Genomic DNA, 15,799 nt, shown 5'->3' with positions numbered 1-15,799 from the left:
GCAGGCACCAGTAGTACGCACGTCAACGAGTGGGCGAACTTTTGCGAGTTCGCCCACTCGGGCGCATACCGATCAGTAACCTGATCGTCCGTGACCAGTCGACACAGATCGTCCGAGACCCCCGTCCCGTCGTCCGCCAAGCGCACGGGCACCCGTTCACCGAGCCGCCGTACGGTCGTCAAGGCCGCGGCGGCCGGCGCCGTTCTGGCGGCCCCGCTCGCCGCCGCCCTGCCGGCCGGTGCCGCCGGCGCCGCCCCCGCCTTCCTGCACGGCGTCGCCTCCGGCGACCCACTGCCCGACGGCGTCCTGCTGTGGACCAGGGTGACGCCGGTCCCCGACGCCGTGCCGGGCTCCGGAACCGGCCCGGACACCGAGGTGAGCTGGGTCGTCGCCAAGGACAAGGACTTCACGAACGCCGTCGCCAAGGGCTCGGTCACCGCGACGGCCGCCTCCGACCACACCGTGAAGGCCGACGTCCGGGGCCTGGCGCCCGCCACGGACTACTGGTTCCGCTTCTCCGCCGGTCCCACCGACTCCCCCGCCGCCCGCACCCGCACCGCACCCGCGGCCGACGCCGCGGTGCCGGGCCTGCGCTTCGGCGTGGTCTCCTGCGCCAACTGGGAGGCCGGCCACTTCTCCTCGTACCGCCATCTCGCGGCCCGCGGCGACCTCGACGCCTGGCTGCACCTGGGCGACTACATCTACGAGTACGGCACCGGCGAGTACGGCACCCGCGACACCGTCGTACGGCCGCACGCGCCCGCCCACGAGATTCTCACCCTCGCCGACTACCGCGTCCGGCACGGCCGTTACAAGACCGACCCCGACCTCCAGGCGCTGCACGCCGCCGCGCCGGTCGTCGCGATATGGGACGACCACGAGATCGCCAACGACACCTGGTCGGGCGGCGCCGAGAACCACACGGAGGGCGCCGAGGGGGCCTGGGCGGCGCGTCGGGCCGCCGGCAAGCAGGCCTACTTCGAGTGGATGCCGGTCCGCCCCGCGATCGCCGGCACCACCTACCGCCGGCTGCGCTTCGGCAAGCTGGCCGACCTGTCGCTGCTGGACCTGCGCTCCTTCCGCTCCCAGCAGGTGGCGCTCGGCGACGGGGAGGTCGACGACCCGGACCGCAGCATCACGGGCCGGGCCCAGATGGACTGGCTGAAGACCTCACTCGCCTCCTCCGACACCACCTGGCGGCTGGTGGGCAACCCGGTGATGATCTCGCCGTTCGCCATCGGCTCGATCCCCGCCTGGCTGCTGAAGCCGCTGGCCGAGCTGCTGGGGCTGCCCAAGGAGGGCCTCGCCCTCAACACCGACCAGTGGGACGGCTACACCGACGACCGCCGCGAGCTGCTGGCCCACCTGCGCGCGAACGCCGTCCGCAACACGGTCTTCCTGACCGGCGACATCCACATGTCCTGGGCCAACGACGTGCCGCACAACGCCGCCACGTACCCGCTGTCCGCCTCGGCCGCCACGGAGTTCGTCGTCACCTCGGTGACCTCCGACAACCTCGACGACATCGTGAAGGTCCCCGAGGGCACCGTCTCGGCGATCGCGGCGCCGGTGATCCGGGCCGCCAACCGGCACGTGCACTGGGTCGACACCGACCGGCACGGCTACGGCGTGCTGGACGTCACGGCGGAGCGGACGCAGATGGACTACTACGTAGTCTCCGACCGCACCGACCCGGACGCCACGTCGAAGTGGGCCCGTTCGTACCGCACGCGCAGCGGCACGCAGCGGGTGGAGCGGGTCTACTCGCCCGTCTGAGCCGCGCTCGGGTCCGCCTCCTGGGTCTCCTGGAGCGAGTCGAGGAAGCCGAGTGCCACCCGCCAGGTGGCCTCGGCGGCCTCCGCGTCGTAGTCCGGCAGCTCGGGGTCGGTGTAGAGGTGGCCCGCCCCGGCGTATCTGTGCACCTCGACATCGGCGCCGATGCGGCCCATCTGGAGGTACCAGGCGCTGAGCCAGTCGTCGGTCTCGAAGGCGTCCGGCTCGGCGACGTGCAACTGGACCGGCAGCTCGTCGACCGAGGCGTTGGGCGCGATGTCCGACGTGCCGTGCAGCAGGAGCAGGCCGTGCGCCCGGTGGTCGCCGAGGGCGAGGGTCTGGGCGATGGAGGCGCCGAGCGAGAAGCCCGCGTACACCAGTCCCCGCTCGGAGTAGGGCGCCGCGGCCAGCACCGCGCGCTTGAGCAGCTCCTCCCGGCCGATCCCGTCCTGGTGGGCCATGCCCTCCTCGACCGTGTCGAAGGTACGGCCCTCGAAGAGGTCCGGGGTCCACACCTGGTGCCCGGCGTCGCGCAGCCGGTCGGCGGCCTGCCGCACCGCGGGCCTCGGGCCGAGGGTCGAGTGAAAGAGCACGATGTTCATGAGGCCATGGTGCCAGCCGGGTATGACAACGCGACCGGCGGCGATACCCGGGGCGGGACGGAAGTCACAGGTTCACCGCACGGCGGGTCCGGTTACGTTCGAGGGATGGAGACAATACTCCGCCCGCTGACCGTGGTCGGCGGCTCGATCCTGCTGACCCTCGTCATCGGATGGGCCACCGACCTGCTGCTGCGCAAGGCCGACGCGCGGCATCCCGAGACGCCCCTGTGGGGGCTGCTGCGCCGTGCCCGCATCCCGTACCAGGTCATGCTGTGCGCCGCGCTGCTGAGAGGGTCGTACGTCGAGGCGCAGGTGTTCCCGGAGCACCGGTCGGCGGTCGGCCGGGTGCTGACGCTGCTGCTGATCGGTTCGGTGGCCTGGCTGGTGACCCGGATCGCCGCCGCGGTCGTCGAGACGTCGTACTCCCGCTACGCCCAGGCGCACGCCCAGAGCAACCCCGCCCGGGTGCGCCGGGTGCGGACCCAGGTGTCGCTGATCATGCGGGTGGTCACGGCGGTCGTCGGTGTCGTCGCCGTGTCGGCGATGCTGCTGACGTTCCCGGCGATGCGCGCGGCGGGTGCCTCGCTGCTGGCCTCGGCCGGCATCCTCGGCATCGTCGCCGGTGTGGCCGCCCAGTCCACGCTCAGCAACATGTTCGCCGGGTTCCAGATCGCCTTCGGCGACATGGTGCGCATGGGCGACACCGTCGTGGTGGACGGCGAGTGGGGCACCGTCGAGGAGATCACGCTCACGTTCCTGACCGTGCGGACCTGGGACGAGCGCCGGATCACGATGCCGGTGTCGTACTTCACGTCCAAGCCGTTCGAGAACTGGTCGCGCGGCACCCCGCAGATGACCGGGACCGTCTACTGGCACCTCGACCACACGGCGCCCCTCGACGCGATGCGCGAGCGGCTGCGCGACATCCTGCGCGAGTGCCCCGCCTGGGACGGCCGCGACTACAACCTGACCGTCACGGACACCACCCCGAACACCATGCAGGTGCGGGCCCTGGTGACCGCGAAGGACGCGGACGACATCTGGACGGTACGGGTCACGGTGCGCGAGGGGATGATCCGCTGGCTGGCCGACGAGCACCCGTACGCGCTGCCCCGCGTCAACACGGCCGACGCGGCCCTGCGCGGCGGCCACCGCCCCCGCCGCTCCTCCTCCGACGGCAGCCCCCGCCGCTTCCCGGAACAGCCGGCGAAGACCCTGTGACGACCGGTCCGGGACGGACGCTCCGCTCCCGGCCCGACGGCCCGGACCTGTCCGGCACCGCCCACCCGGGCCACGCCCGGACCGACCGCACGCATCAAGCCGGTCCCTGCGGCACCAGCCCCGACCCGTCCGCCCCGGTAACACAGACCCACGGGCCCCAGAGCCCTTGGCCCGCACGGCACGCGGCAGCCGGTCAGCCCACACCGCATTCGGGGCACGGAGCACCCCCAGACCGACCGCACGCCCGACCCGGCCCGTCCGCCCCAGAACACCCGGCCCGCACAGCACGGCGCAACCGGTCAGCGCGGTTCCGGCGCCGTCCCGGCGGCACGGGCCATGCCCAGACCGACCGCACGGGCCACACCCGAACCGACCGCACGCGTCCCCGAGCCGGCAACACGACCCGACCCGTCCGGCCCTTCCGGCCCGGCACCACGGACTTTCGGGCCAGCCCCCAGGCCCCCCGGCCCGCACGGGACCCCGCAGCCGGTCGGCCCGGTGCCGGGGGTCGGGCCGGCGAGTGCTGCCGGGTCGCTGCGGTCCGGACACACCCCTCCGCCGTCATCCCTCCGGCCCTGCGCCTGCCTTCGCCGCCCCGCGCGAGGGCCGGCCTCACCGCATGCTCCGGACGTCCAGGTGGCGCAGTACCCGGTCGACGATCTCCGGGTCGGCGCCGGGTTCGCTGCGGGCGGCCAGCACCTCGTGGCGGGCCGCGCTCAGCATCTCGCCCTGGATGCGGCGGATCCGCTTCACCCGGCGGGCCCGCTGCTCCTGTGCCTCGCGCCGCTCCTCGTCGCCGACGTCGGGACTGATCCGCAGCCCGATGTCGAAGGCCCGCCGCAGCATCTGCTCGGACAGTTCCTCCGGCAGTTCCTCGACCGACTCGATCTCCCTGAGCCGTTGCTTGGCCGCCTTGGCCGCCCGGACGGCCAGTTCCTTCTCGTACCGTTTCTCCCGTTCGGTGTCCGCGCGGACCCCGAGGCGGCTCACCAGCCACGGCAGCGTCAGGCCCTGCAGCAGCAGCGTGACCATGATCACGCCGAAGGCGATGAAGACGATCTCCTCGCGGTGCGGGAAGGCGGATCCGTCTTCCGTCTCCAGCGGGATCGCGAGCGCCAGCGCGACCGAGGCGACGCCGCGCATCCCCGACCACCACATGACGACGGTCTCGCGCCAGGAGGTGGGGATGTCCTCGTCCTGGTCCCGCCTGCGGTGCAGCCGCTGGGTCAGCCAGGTGGCCGGCAGCAGCCACAGCAGCCGTACGAGGATCACCACGCCCACGACGGCCGCGGACCAGCCGAGCAGTTCGGTCCAGCGTCCGGAGGCCGTGCGGATGGCGTTGTGCAGTTCCAGGCCGACCAGTCCGAAGGCGACGCCGGTGACGAGCGTGTCGACGACGTCCCAGACGGTGTGCCCGGCGAGCCGGGTCATCACGTCGTCGGCGTCGAAGGCGTACTCGGCGAGGAACATCGCGGTGATGAGCACCGCCAGCACCCCGGAGCCGTGCAGTTCCTCGGCCAGCACGTACGCCACGTAGGGCACCAGCAGGGTCATGCCGATCTGCAGCGTGGCGTCGCCCAGCAGGCTCAGCAGCTTGTTGGTGGCCCAGCCCAGCGCGAGGCCGGCCGCGACGGCGACGACGGCGGACAGCACCAGGTCGAGCCCGGCCCGCCACGGCGAGAAGGTGCCGCCGACCGCGGCGGCGATGGCCACGTGGTAGAGGACGATGGCCGTCACGTCGTTGAAGAGCCCCTCGCCCTCCAGGATGGACACCAGGCGGCGCGGCAGCCCCAGTTGACCGGCGACGGCGGTGGCCGCGACCGGGTCGGGCGGCGCCACCAGTGCCCCCAGCGCGAAGGCGGCGGCGATGGGCAGGCCCGGCACGATCGCGTGGGCGACCGCGGCGACGCAGGCCATGGTGACGAAGACCAGCGCCACGGCGAGCAGGAAGATCGGCCGCTTGTTGGCCGCGAACTGCCGCCAGGACGTGCGCCGTACGGCCGCGTAGAGGAGCGGCGGCAGCAGCGCGGGCAGGATCAGCTCGGGCGGGATGTCGACGTTGGGCACGAAGTCGAGCAGCGCCAGGACGATCCCGAGGACCGTCATCAGCACCGGCGCCGGCAGCCCGAGGCGGGCGCCGACGGGGACGCTCAGCAGGGCCCCGAGCAGCAGCACGAACAACAGGCCCAACTGATCCACGGTCACCGCTCCGGTGGGGTCTCGGCGTCACACGGCGGACCACAAGCCTGTCACGTCACCGGTCCCGCCGGCCCGTACGGCACCTCCCGCTACAGGGCGCGCCGCATCGCGCGGTGGGGTATCCCGGCGTCGGGGAACTCGGGTCCGTACGCCTCGTACCCCAGTCGCTCGTAGAAACCCAGGGCGTGGGTCTGCGCGTGCAGGTCCACCGCGGCGAGTCCGCGCGCGCGGGCCGCCTCCTCGACGGCCCGCACCAGGGCGGCCCCGACGCCCAGTCCGCGGGCGTCCCGGGTCACCGCGAGCCGGCCCAGGGAGCCGACGGCCGCCTCGCCGCCGGTCTTCGCCGCGGCCGCCTCGCCGTGCAGCAGCCGGCCGGTGCCCAGCGGTACGCCGTCCGCCCGCACCGCGAGGACGTGCACGGCGACGGCGTCGTAGGCGTCGTACTCGATGTCCTCGGGGACCTGCTGCTCGGCGACGAAGACCTCCTTGCGCACGGCGAAGCACATCTCGCGGTCGGCGGGGTCCTCGGCGACGCGTACCGCGTACGACGGCGGCTGCGACGGCGCGGTCATGCGTAGGTCTCCTCGCGGACCCGGTCCAGAGCCTGCTGGAGGTCCTCGGGGTAGTCGCTGGCGAACTCGGCCCAGTCACCGGTGCCGGGGTGCTCGAAGCCGAGGCGTACGGCGTGCAGCCACTGGCGGGTCAGCCGCAGCCGCTTGGCGAGGGTCGGGTCGGCGCCGTAAGTGAGGTCGCCGACGCAGGGGTGGCGGTGGGCAGCCATGTGGACGCGGATCTGGTGGGTGCGGCCGGTCTCCAGCTTCACGTCGAGCAGGGAGGCGGCGCGGAAGGCCTCGATGAGGTCGTAGTGCGTGACGGAGGGCTTGCCCTCGGCGGTGACGGCCCACTTGTAGTCGTGCTGGGGGTGGCGGCCGATGGGGGCGTCGATGGTGCCGCTGGTCGGGTCGGGGTGGCCCTGCACGAGCGTGTGGTAGCGCTTGTCGACCGTGCGCTCCTTGAACTGGCGCTTGAGCGAGGTGTACGCCCGCTCCGACTTGGCGACCACCATCAGGCCGGAGGTGCCCACGTCGAGGCGGTGCACGATGCCCTGGCGCTCGGCGGCGCCGGAGGTGGAGATGCGGTAGCCGGCGGCGGCCAGTCCGCCGATGACGGTCGGGCCGCTCCAGCCCGGGGACGGGTGGGCGGCGACGCCGACCGGCTTGACGATGACGACCACGTCCTCGTCGTCGTGCACGATCTCCATGCCCTCGACGGGCTCGGCGACCACCTGGACCGGCGCGGGCGCCTGCGGCATCTCGACCTCGAGCCAGGCGCCGCCGTGGACGCGCTCGGACTTGCCGACCACCGATCCGTCGACCTGCACCTTGCCCGCCGCGGCGAGCTCCGCGGCCTTGGTACGGGAGAAGCCGAACATGCGGGAGATGGCGGCGTCGACGCGCTCGCCCTCCAGGCCGTCGGGCACGGGCAGGGTACGGATCTCGGGAATCGTGCTCACCCCGTCGAGTATGCCGGACGGGTCGGACACTCCCGAACGCGCGCTCAGTCCTTGTGGACGGTCCCGTCCGGGTCCAGGCCCCGGAAGGACAGGATCACGATCAGGATGCCGCCGCACACGATCGCCGAGTCGGCGAGATTGAAGACGGCGAAGTGCTTGGGTGCGATGAAGTCCACCACCGCGCCCTCGAAGACGCCGGGCGAGCGGAAGATCCGGTCGGTGAGGTTGCCGAGCGCGCCGCCGAGCAGCATGCCGAGCGCGATCGCCCACGGCAGGCTGTAGAGCTTGCGCGCGAGGCGGGCGATCACGACGATCACGGCCGCCGCGATCACCGTGAAGATCACGGTGAAGGCCTCGCCGAACCCGAACGCGGCGCCCGCGTTGCGGATCGCGACGAACCGCAGCCAGTCCCCGAAGATCTCGATGGGCTCCTGATGCTCCAGTTTGGCGACCACGATCATCTTGCTGACCAGGTCGAGGAGGTACGCGAACGCGGCGACCGCGAACAGCACGGCGATCCGCCGCTTGCCCCGGGGGCGCTCCGGGGCCCGCTCCTGCTCGGCGTCGGGCCGCTCCTGCCCGTCCCCCGCCGCGTCCGGGGTGTCCGGCGTACCGATGATGCGCTCCGCCTCTGCCACGTGAGTCCCTCAGCCTAGGTACCTGACTGAGGACGAGGGTACGGCACGCCCCGGCTCCCGGCTGCGGATCAGTCCCCGATCAGTACCGTCGCTCCTGCTTCTGCTTGCACTCGACGCACAGGGTCGCCCTCGGGAAGGCCTGCATGCGCGCCTTGCCGATGGGGTTGCCGCAGTTCTCGCACAGGCCGTAGGTGCCCGCGTCCAGGCGTTCCAGGGCGCGCTCGGTCTGGGTGAGCACCTCCCGCGCGGTGGCCGCCAGCGCCAGTTCGTGCTCGCGCGTGATGTTCTTGCTGCCGGTGTCCGCCTCGTCGTCGCCCGCGCCGTCGCCGGAGTCCCGCATCATGCCCTGGAGCGAGCGCTCGGAGGAGTCGATCTCGGTGCGCAGCCGGTCGGCCTCGGACTGGAGCTCCCCGCGCGCCTCCTCGACCTCTTCCGGGGTCCAGGGTTCCTCGCCGGGACGTACCGCGAGGTCGCCGGGGTCGGCGGCGGCGCCGCGCGCCTTGGGAACGGCGGTCTTGGCCGCCGTGGCCGTGCCAGGAGTCTTCTTCGCAACCACCGTCGTGGCTCCCGTCTGCTCCGCGGCCTGCGCCGCGCCCACCTTCTCGGACGTGCTCTTCTTCGCCGCGGTCTTCTTCGCCGCGCTCTTCGTGCTCTTCTCGGCCGCGGTCTTCTCGGCCGTGCTCTTCTTGGCCGTCGTCTTCTTGGCCGTCGTCTTCTTGGCTGCTGCTTTCTTGGCCGTCGTCTTCTTGGCGGCGGTCTTCTCCGCAGCCGTCTCCGGCTGCTCCTGGGCGGTCTTCTTCGCCACCATGGCCGCGGCCCCTTCACATATTGTGATCTTGCTCGCGAATCGTGCTGGGACGATAAATCGACTTGGGTCCCGCGGCAACGGGGCACGCCGCCCGATTCGCCCGCCCACCGCGCGCCGCGCGGCGAACATGCATGCGTTGTGCCCAGCTCCCCGCCCGGTAATCCGCCGGACGGGGGCCCGGCCGGGCCCGCCTGGAGCCGAACGCCCGGCGGCGGCATTCGGGTCACTGTCCTCCGTACGAAAACCGGTCGGCCGCTGTCCGCGGGGCGCCGTACACTGGGCGGAGCGAAAAGCTTGGATGGGGACGAGTAGCGGCGTAGGCAGCCCAGAGCGACCCGGGGACGGTGTGAGCCCGGGGGCGAGCGCGATGTGAAGATCACCCCGGAGCCGCCGGAAGAAAGCCCTGGCAGGAGCGCCAGGGCGAGTAGAACCGGCTCGCGACCCCAATGAGGGGGCCGGCCGGCGCACACGACGCACCGGGCGGCCAAGGAGGGTGGTACCGCGGGAGCACGGCTCTCGTCCCTCCGACGGAAGGCAGCACGTCCGCCGGAGGAAGCTCGTTGAATACGCAGCCGCAGTACCGCCAGGTGCCCGCCCAGGTCGACCTGCCCGCGCTCGAACACGCGGTGCTCGACTTCTGGCGTGAGCAGAAGATCTTCGCCAAGAGCCTGGAGCAGTCCGAGGGCCGCCCCGAGTGGGTGTTCTACGAGGGCCCGCCCACCGCCAACGGCATGCCCGGCGCCCACCACATCGAGGCGCGCGTCTTCAAGGACGTCTTCCCCCGCTTCCGCACCATGCGCGGCTACCACGTGGGCCGCAAGGCCGGCTGGGACTGCCACGGCCTGCCGGTGGAGCTGGCGGTGGAGAAGGAGCTGGGCTTCTCCGGCAAGCAGGACATCGAGGCGTACGGCATCGCCGAGTTCAACGCCAAGTGCCGCGAGTCGGTGACCCGCCACACCGACGCCTTCGAAGAACTCACGACACGCATGGGCTACTGGGCCGACCTCCAGAACCCGTACCGCACGATGGACCCGGAGTACATCGAGTCCGTCTGGTGGTCGCTGAAGGAGATCTTCGGCAAGGGCCTGCTGGTCCAGGACCACCGCGTCGCCCCCTGGTGCCCCCGCTGCGGCACCGGGCTGTCCGACCACGAGCTGGCGCAGGGCTACGAGACGGTCGTCGACCCCTCCGTCTTCGTGCGCTTCCCGCTGACCTCCGGCCCGCTCGCCGGCGAGGCCGCGCTCCTGATCTGGACGACCACGCCCTGGACGCTGGTGTCCAACACGGCGGTGGCGGCCCACCCCCAGGTCACCTACGTCGTCGCGACGAACGGCGAGGAGAAGCTGGTCGTCGCCGAGCCGCTGGTGGAGAAGGCCCTCGGCGAGGGCTGGGAGACCACCGGCCAGTCCTTCACCGGCGCCGAGATGGAGCGCTGGACGTACCAGCGGCCCTTCGAGCTGGTGGAGTTCCCGGCGCCCGCGCACTTCGTGGTCAACGCCGACTACGTCACCACCGAGGACGGCACCGGTCTGGTCCACCAGTCCCCCGCCTTCGGTGAGGACGACCTCAAGGTCTGCCGTTCCTACGGCCTGCCCGTGGTCAACCCGGTCCGCCCCGACGGCACCTTCGAGGAGGACCTGCCGCTGGTCGGCGGCGTCTTCTTCAAGAAGGCCGACGAGCAGCTCACCGAGGACCTGGACACCCGGGGCCTGCTCTTCAAGCACATCCCGTACGAGCACAGCTACCCGCACTGCTGGCGCTGCCACACCGCGCTGCTCTACTACGCGCAGCCGTCCTGGTACATCCGCACCACGGAGATCAAGGACCGTCTCCTGACGGAGAACGAGGGCACCAACTGGTTCCCGGACTCGGTCAAGCACGGCCGCTACGGCGACTGGCTCAACAACAACATCGACTGGGCGCTCTCCCGCAACCGCTACTGGGGCACCCCGCTGCCGATCTGGCGCTGCGAGGAGAACCACCTCACCTGCGTCGGCTCCCGCGCGGAGCTCACCGAGCTGTCCGGCACCGACCAGTCGAAGCTGGACCCGCACCGCCCGTACATCGACGACGTCACGTTCACCTGTACCCACGAGGGCTGCTCCCTCGAAGCGGTGCGCGTGCCGGAGGTCATCGACGCCTGGTACGACTCGGGCTCGATGCCGTTCGCGCAGTGGGGCTACCCGTACAAGAACAAGGAGCTGTTCGAGGCCCGCTACCCGGCGCAGTTCATCTGCGAGGCCATCGACCAGACGCGCGGCTGGTTCTACACGCTGATGGCGGTCGGCACCCTGGTCTTCGACAAGTCGTCCTACGAGAACGTGGTCTGCCTCGGTCACATCCTCGCCGAGGACGGCCGCAAGATGTCCAAGCACCTGGGCAACATCCTGCAGCCGATCCCGCTGATGGACCAGCACGGCGCGGACGCGGTCCGCTGGTTCATGGCGGCCGGCGGTTCCCCGTGGGCGGCCCGCCGCGTCGGCCACGGCACCATCCAGGAGGTCGTCCGCAAGACGCTCCTCACCTACTGGAACACGGTGGCCTTCCAGGCCCTGTACGCCCGCACCACGGGCTGGGCGCCCAGCGAGGCCGACCCGGCCCCGGCCGACCGCCCGGTCCTCGACCGCTGGCTGCTGTCCGAGCTGCACGCGCTGACCGACCAGGTCACCCAGGCGCTGGACGCGTACGACACCCAGCGCGCCGGCAAGCTGCTGTCCGCGTTCGTCGACGACCTGTCCAACTGGTACGTCCGCCGCTCGCGCCGCCGCTTCTGGCAGGGCGACAAGGCGGCGCTGCGCACGCTGCACGAGGTGGTCGAGACGGTCACCAAGCTGATGGCTCCGCTGACCCCGTTCATCACCGAGCGGGTCTGGCAGGACCTGGTCGTGCCGGTCACCCCGGGCGCGCCGGAGTCGGTGCACCTGTCGTCGTGGCCGGAGGCCGACCTGTCGGCGATCGACCCCGAACTGTCCAAGCAGATGGTGCTGGTGCGCCGCCTGGTCGAGCTGGGCCGCGCCACGCGCGCCGAGTCGGGCGTCAAGACCCGTCAGCCGCTCAGCCGCGCGCTGATCGGGGTGACCGGCTTCGACGCCCTCTCCCCCGAGTTGCGCACGCAGATCACGGAGGAGCTGAACGTCGAGTCCCTCGCGTCGCTGAGCGAGGTCGGCGGGTCCCTGGTCGACACGACCGCGAAGGCCAACTTCCGGGCGCTGGGCAAGCGGTTCGGCAAGCGGGTCCAGGACGTGGCGAAGGCGGTCGCGGGCGCGGACGCCGCGGCGCTCTCCCTCGCGCTGCGCGAGGGCACGGCGTCGGTGGAGGTCGACGGTGAGACGATCGCCCTCGCACCGGACGAGGTGATCATCACGGAGACGCCGCGCGAGGGCTGGTCGGTCGCCTCCGACTCGGGCGCGACGGTGGCGCTGGACCTGGAGATCACGGAGGAGCTGCGCCGGGCCGGTCTGGCGCGGGACGCGATCCGGCTGATCCAGGAGGCCCGCAAGAACAGCGGGCTGGACGTCGCGGACCGGATCGCGCTGCGGTGGACGGCCACGGACGAGGCGACGGTCGCCGCGCTGACCGAGCACGCGGGTCTGATCTCCGACGAGGTCCTTGCGACGGACTTCGCGCGGGGCGAGGCGGACGACGCGTACGGGGAGCCGTTCTCGGACGAGGGGTTGTCCCTGGTGTTCCGCCTGCGTAAGCAGTAGCCGCCTGGCAGCACCACCTGGGCCCGGCCTCCCTCATGCGAGGGGCGCCGGGCCCAGTGCTGTCCGTTGGTGCGGGCCAAGGGTGGGTGTCGCTCGCCGGCGCTTGCCGGGTGCCGCTGCGCCCACCCGTGCCGCCCCAGCGGCACGACTGCCCGCAGCTAGGGAGACATGCAAAAGGGCGGGCCCCGGGTCAGAAACCCGGGGCCCGCCCTGAACGCTGCCGAAGGCTACGCCGTACTACAGATCAGTTGTCGTCCTCGTCGATCAGAAACCCGCGCATCGGCGAGGGCGCCTGTCCCATCTGCGACGGCCCCTGCGGACGCACCGGCGCCATCGGCTGGGTCATCGCCGGCGACATCTGCTGCTGGCCGCCGTAGGACGGACCGTTCTGGCTCGGACCGCCGCCCATCGACTGGTTGCCGCCGTAGGACGGGGCACTCGCGCCGGCCGGTGCCATCGAGGGCGCCGGGGACGGCGGAAGCGAGGCCGTCGCGGGCGTACGCGGCGGGGCGAGCGAGTCGTCCGCCTGGGTCTCCAGCTGACGCAGCTGCGACTCCAGGTACGACTTCAGTCGCGTCCGGTACTCGCGCTCGAAGCCGCGCAGGTCCTCGACCTTGCGCTCCAGCGTGGCGCGGGCGGACTCCAGGGAGCCCATCGCGACGCGGTGCTTCTCCTGCGCGTCCCGCTCCAGGGCGTCCGCCTTGGCACGGGCGTCCCGCTCCAGACCCTCGGCACGCGAACGCGCCTCGCCGACGATCTTGTTGGCCTCGGAACGGGCCTCGGCGATCGCCTGGTCGGCGGTCTGCTGGGCCAGCGAGAGGACACGCGCGGCGCTGTCGCCGCCGGGGCCGCCCTGACCGGGCATGCCGCCGGGACCACCGGGGCCCTGCGGACCGCCCATGGGGCCGCCCATCGGGCCGGGGCCCATCTGGCCCTGCATCGGACCGGGGCCGCCCTGGCCCATCGGTCCCGGACCCTGACCCATCGGGCCGGGGCCCTGCGGGCCACCCTGACCGCCGGGACCGGCGGGCAGCTGCGGGGCACCGCTCGGCAGCTGGGGCGGACCACCCATGGGGCCACCCATCTGCTGCTGCGGCGGGCCCGATATGCCGGCGGGCACCGGAGCGCCGGGACCTCGCATGCCCTGCTGGGGCATTCCGCCCTGCTGCGGCGGGCCCTGCTGCTGCTGATGTTGCTGCTGATCCTGCGGCGGTTCCGGGGGCTTGCGCATGTTCTGCTGGTTCTGCGCGGCCGCGCGCGTCGCCGCGGCCAGTTTGGCGCGCAGGTCCTCGTTCTCGCGGAGCAGTCGGGTCAGTTCGGCTTCGACCTCGTCGAGGAAGGCATCGACCTCGTCCTCGTCATAGCCTTCTCGGAGGCGGACGGTCGTGAACTGCTTGTTCCGCACGTCCTCGGGGGTCAACGGCATCTCTTCACCTCAACGTTGTCGTCGGCATTCGGCAAGCCCGTGTCTCTCTCATCGCTCACAGCCGGCTCACGATCGCGATCAGGATGTAGACGATGATCATCAGTACGAAGAAGGACAGGTCGAGCGCCACGCCCCCGAGACGCAGCGGCGGAATGAACCGCCGCAGAAGCTTCAGCGGTGGATCGGTGACAGTGTAGGTGGCCTCCAGAACGACCACCATCGCCTTGCCGGGTTGCCACGAGCGGGCGAACTGGAAGACGTAGTCCATGACCAACCGGAAGATGAGCACGATGAGGAAGCACATCAGCGCGATGTAGACGACATCCAGGACCACGCTCATGACCCTTGCTTCCCTCTCCCCTGAACCATCTCTCGGGCCCGTTGTCGGACCCGTGTCTTGCTCACTGCCGGTGTTGCGTCTCAGCTCTGGTTGAAGAACCCGCCCTCTGCGATGCGGGCCTTGTCCTCCGCCGTGACATCGACGTTAGCAGGAGACAGCAGGAACACCTTCTGCGTCACCCGCTCGATACTGCCGTGAAGACCAAACACCAAACCGGCCGCAAAGTCGACAAGTCGCTTCGCATCTGTGTCATCCATCTCAGTGAGATTCATGATCACCGGCGTGCCCTCACGGAAGTGTTCCCCGATGGTACGGGCCTCGTTGTAGGTCCGGGGGTGAAGTGTGGTGATCCGGTAGGGCTCTCGTTCGGACACGACCTTGGGCATGATGACCGGTGCGCTCTTTTCCAGGCTTGCGCGTTCTTGTGTGATGGATGCCACGGGCGCGATACGCGCCGGGCGGCCCGATTCCGCCCCGAGCGAAGCGGATCGGGAGACCGGCTCGCGCGGCGCGGGCGGCTGGACGACTCGTACCTCTTCGTCCCTTTGGGGCTGATGTGAACCGTGCGACTGGTGCGCCGGTTCGTGCCGCCGGTGGTCCCGCTCGGGCTCCGGGTCCAGTTCGGGTTCGAAGTCGTCGTCGGGGTCGAACCCCCGGCCGTCGTACCCATCGTCCTCCACGAGGCCGAGGTAGACCGCCATCTTGCGCATCGCGCCGGCCATGCTCTGAGTCCTCCGCTCTGTGGTGGATCGGCTGACGACTGCCAAGTGCCCGCGATCCACGAGGTCGTTGCGTCCGCCTTTCGGCGGTAATGACCATATTTTCTGCTGTGGTCCGACTTCTTGGCGACGTTACCCGAGCCTGGGGCGGACTCCGAGTACCGCAGTGCCGACGCGTACATGTGTCGCTCCGGCGGCCACGGCCTGTTCGAGGTCCGCACTCATCCCTGCGGAGACCATGTTCGCAGCCGGATGGGCTCGGCGCACGTAGGTCGACAAATCCATGAGGCGCTCGAACGCGGCCTGTTGCCGTCCCGCGTACTCGCCGGTGAGCGGCGCCACCGTCATCAGCCCGTCGAGCCGCAGTCCCTCCGCCCCGGCGACGAGGTCGGCCAACTCTTCGATTCCCGCGGACGACACGCCGCCGCGGTCACCGCGCGCACCCTCCTCGGCGTCGAGGGCGACCTGGAGCAGGCAGCCCACTTCGCGCCCGGCCCGGACGGCCTCCTTCGACAGAGCTGTGACGAGCTTGGGACGGTCCACGGACTGCACGACATCCGCGTAACCGACCACCGAACGCACCTTGTTGGTCTGCAACTGACCCACGAAATGCCATGAAAGGGGCAGATCCGAGCATGCGGCGGCCTTGGGCGCGGCGTCCTGGTCGCGGTTCTCGGCGACGTGGCGCACGCCGAGGTCCGCCAGGACGCGCACGTCGTCGGCGGGGTAGGTCTTGGTGACCACGATGAGGGTCACCTCGTCGCGGGGGCGGCCCGCGGCCGCACAGGCGGCGGCGATGCGCTCCTCCACCTTCGCCAGGTTTCCGGCGAGTTCGCTCTTACGGTCCGTCATG

13 protein-coding genes are annotated in these 15,799 nt (G+C 71.3%); 3 read left to right on the top strand and 10 right to left on the bottom strand.

All coding sequences use genetic code 11. The features are described from left to right. Positions 1–90: 90 nt before the first annotated feature. Positions 91–1,776: an alkaline phosphatase gene (locus KUM03_RS28815; RefSeq protein WP_217252888.1), complete on the top strand. Its 1,686-nt coding sequence runs from the start codon at positions 91–93 to the stop codon at positions 1,774–1,776. On the opposite strand, the gene KUM03_RS28810 is transcribed toward KUM03_RS28815, so the two are convergent. Further along, complete coding sequence (locus KUM03_RS28810; RefSeq protein ID WP_217252885.1) at positions 1,761–2,375, bottom strand: dienelactone hydrolase family protein; 615 nt, start codon at positions 2,373–2,375, stop codon at positions 1,761–1,763. The genes KUM03_RS28815 and KUM03_RS28810 overlap by 16 nt on opposite strands. Before the next feature lie 105 nt (positions 2,376–2,480). On the opposite strand from KUM03_RS28810, the gene KUM03_RS28805 reads away from it, so the two are divergent. Further along, positions 2,481–3,596, top strand: a complete 1,116-nt coding sequence (locus tag KUM03_RS28805) for a mechanosensitive ion channel family protein (RefSeq protein ID WP_217252882.1) — start codon at positions 2,481–2,483, stop codon at positions 3,594–3,596. Between the two features lie 612 nt (positions 3,597–4,208). Here KUM03_RS28805 and KUM03_RS28800 read toward each other — a convergent pair. From KUM03_RS28800 to KUM03_RS28780, 5 genes are all read right to left on the bottom strand, one after another. Beyond that, on the bottom strand, positions 4,209–5,795 hold the full coding sequence (locus tag KUM03_RS28800; RefSeq protein WP_217252880.1) for a Na+/H+ antiporter: 1,587 nt from the start codon (positions 5,793–5,795) through the stop codon (positions 4,209–4,211). Positions 5,796–5,884: 89 nt separating this feature from the next. Further along, positions 5,885–6,367, bottom strand: coding sequence for a GNAT family N-acetyltransferase (locus tag KUM03_RS28795; protein WP_217252878.1), 483 nt, complete (start codon positions 6,365–6,367; stop codon positions 5,885–5,887). After that, positions 6,364–7,308: an RluA family pseudouridine synthase gene (locus KUM03_RS28790; protein WP_073723840.1), complete on the bottom strand. Its 945-nt coding sequence runs from the start codon at positions 7,306–7,308 to the stop codon at positions 6,364–6,366. Before KUM03_RS28790 ends, KUM03_RS28795 begins: the two co-directional genes overlap by 4 nt. Before the next feature lie 44 nt (positions 7,309–7,352). After that, the gene (lspA, locus tag KUM03_RS28785; RefSeq protein ID WP_217252875.1) at positions 7,353–7,946 is read right to left on the bottom strand and encodes a signal peptidase II; all 594 of its coding nucleotides are present in this window, start codon (positions 7,944–7,946) and stop codon (positions 7,353–7,355) included. 79 nt (positions 7,947–8,025) lie between these two features. Next, entirely contained in the window at positions 8,026–8,754 is a 729-nt protein-coding gene (locus KUM03_RS28780; RefSeq protein ID WP_217252873.1) for a TraR/DksA family transcriptional regulator, read from the bottom strand. Between the two features lie 560 nt (positions 8,755–9,314). Between KUM03_RS28780 and ileS the strand changes: the two genes are divergently transcribed. Then, positions 9,315–12,461 carry an isoleucine--tRNA ligase gene (ileS, locus tag KUM03_RS28775; protein ID WP_217252871.1) on the top strand — a complete coding sequence of 1,049 codons (3,147 nt, stop codon included), beginning with the start codon at positions 9,315–9,317 and terminating at the stop codon, positions 12,459–12,461. A gap of 244 nt (positions 12,462–12,705) precedes the next feature. Here ileS and divIVA read toward each other — a convergent pair whose 3' ends face one another. From divIVA to KUM03_RS28755, 4 genes are all read right to left on the bottom strand, one after another. Beyond that, entirely contained in the window at positions 12,706–13,887 is a 1,182-nt protein-coding gene (gene divIVA / locus KUM03_RS28770; RefSeq protein WP_217252869.1) for an apical growth/hyphal branching protein DivIVA, read from the bottom strand. Between the two features lie 55 nt (positions 13,888–13,942). Continuing rightward, complete coding sequence (locus KUM03_RS28765; protein ID WP_019328007.1) at positions 13,943–14,227, bottom strand: YggT family protein; 285 nt, start codon at positions 14,225–14,227, stop codon at positions 13,943–13,945. An 80-nt stretch (positions 14,228–14,307) separates the two neighbouring features. Further along, a complete protein-coding gene (locus KUM03_RS28760; protein WP_217252867.1) occupies positions 14,308–14,949 on the bottom strand; it encodes a cell division protein SepF in 642 nt (213 codons plus the stop codon). 129 nt (positions 14,950–15,078) lie between these two features. Further along, positions 15,079–15,798 (bottom strand): YggS family pyridoxal phosphate-dependent enzyme, encoded by a 720-nt coding sequence (locus tag KUM03_RS28755; RefSeq protein WP_217252865.1) that lies wholly within the window; start codon positions 15,796–15,798, stop codon positions 15,079–15,081. Position 15,799: the final 1 nt, after the last annotated feature.

Origin of the sequence: Streptomyces sp. AC602_WCS936, from assembly GCF_019049125.1 — a bacterium.
Lineage (GTDB): Bacteria > Actinomycetota > Actinomycetes > Streptomycetales > Streptomycetaceae > Streptomyces.
The sequence above is the reverse complement of the archived record's forward strand: the minus strand, read 5'-3'. Positions and strand labels throughout refer to the sequence as shown.

What these genes read in the sequence shown, in the direction of transcription:
- KUM03_RS28810 (WP_217252885.1), bottom strand. Translation starts at nt 2,375, where the DNA reads ATGAACATCGTGCTCTTTCACTCGACCCTCGGCCCGAGGCCCGCGGTG.
- KUM03_RS28805 (WP_217252882.1), top strand. Translation starts at nt 2,481, where the DNA reads ATGGAGACAATACTCCGCCCGCTGACCGTGGTCGGCGGCTCGATCCTG.
- KUM03_RS28795 (WP_217252878.1), bottom strand. Translation starts at nt 6,367, where the DNA reads ATGACCGCGCCGTCGCAGCCGCCGTCGTACGCGGTACGCGTCGCCGAG.
- KUM03_RS28780 (WP_217252873.1), bottom strand. Translation starts at nt 8,754, where the DNA reads ATGGTGGCGAAGAAGACCGCCCAGGAGCAGCCGGAGACGGCTGCGGAG.
- divIVA (WP_217252869.1), bottom strand. Translation starts at nt 13,887, where the DNA reads ATGCCGTTGACCCCCGAGGACGTGCGGAACAAGCAGTTCACGACCGTC.
- KUM03_RS28765 (WP_019328007.1), bottom strand. Translation starts at nt 14,227, where the DNA reads ATGAGCGTGGTCCTGGATGTCGTCTACATCGCGCTGATGTGCTTCCTC.
- KUM03_RS28760 (WP_217252867.1), bottom strand. Translation starts at nt 14,949, where the DNA reads ATGGCCGGCGCGATGCGCAAGATGGCGGTCTACCTCGGCCTCGTGGAG.
- KUM03_RS28755 (WP_217252865.1), bottom strand. Translation starts at nt 15,798, where the DNA reads ATGACGGACCGTAAGAGCGAACTCGCCGGAAACCTGGCGAAGGTGGAG.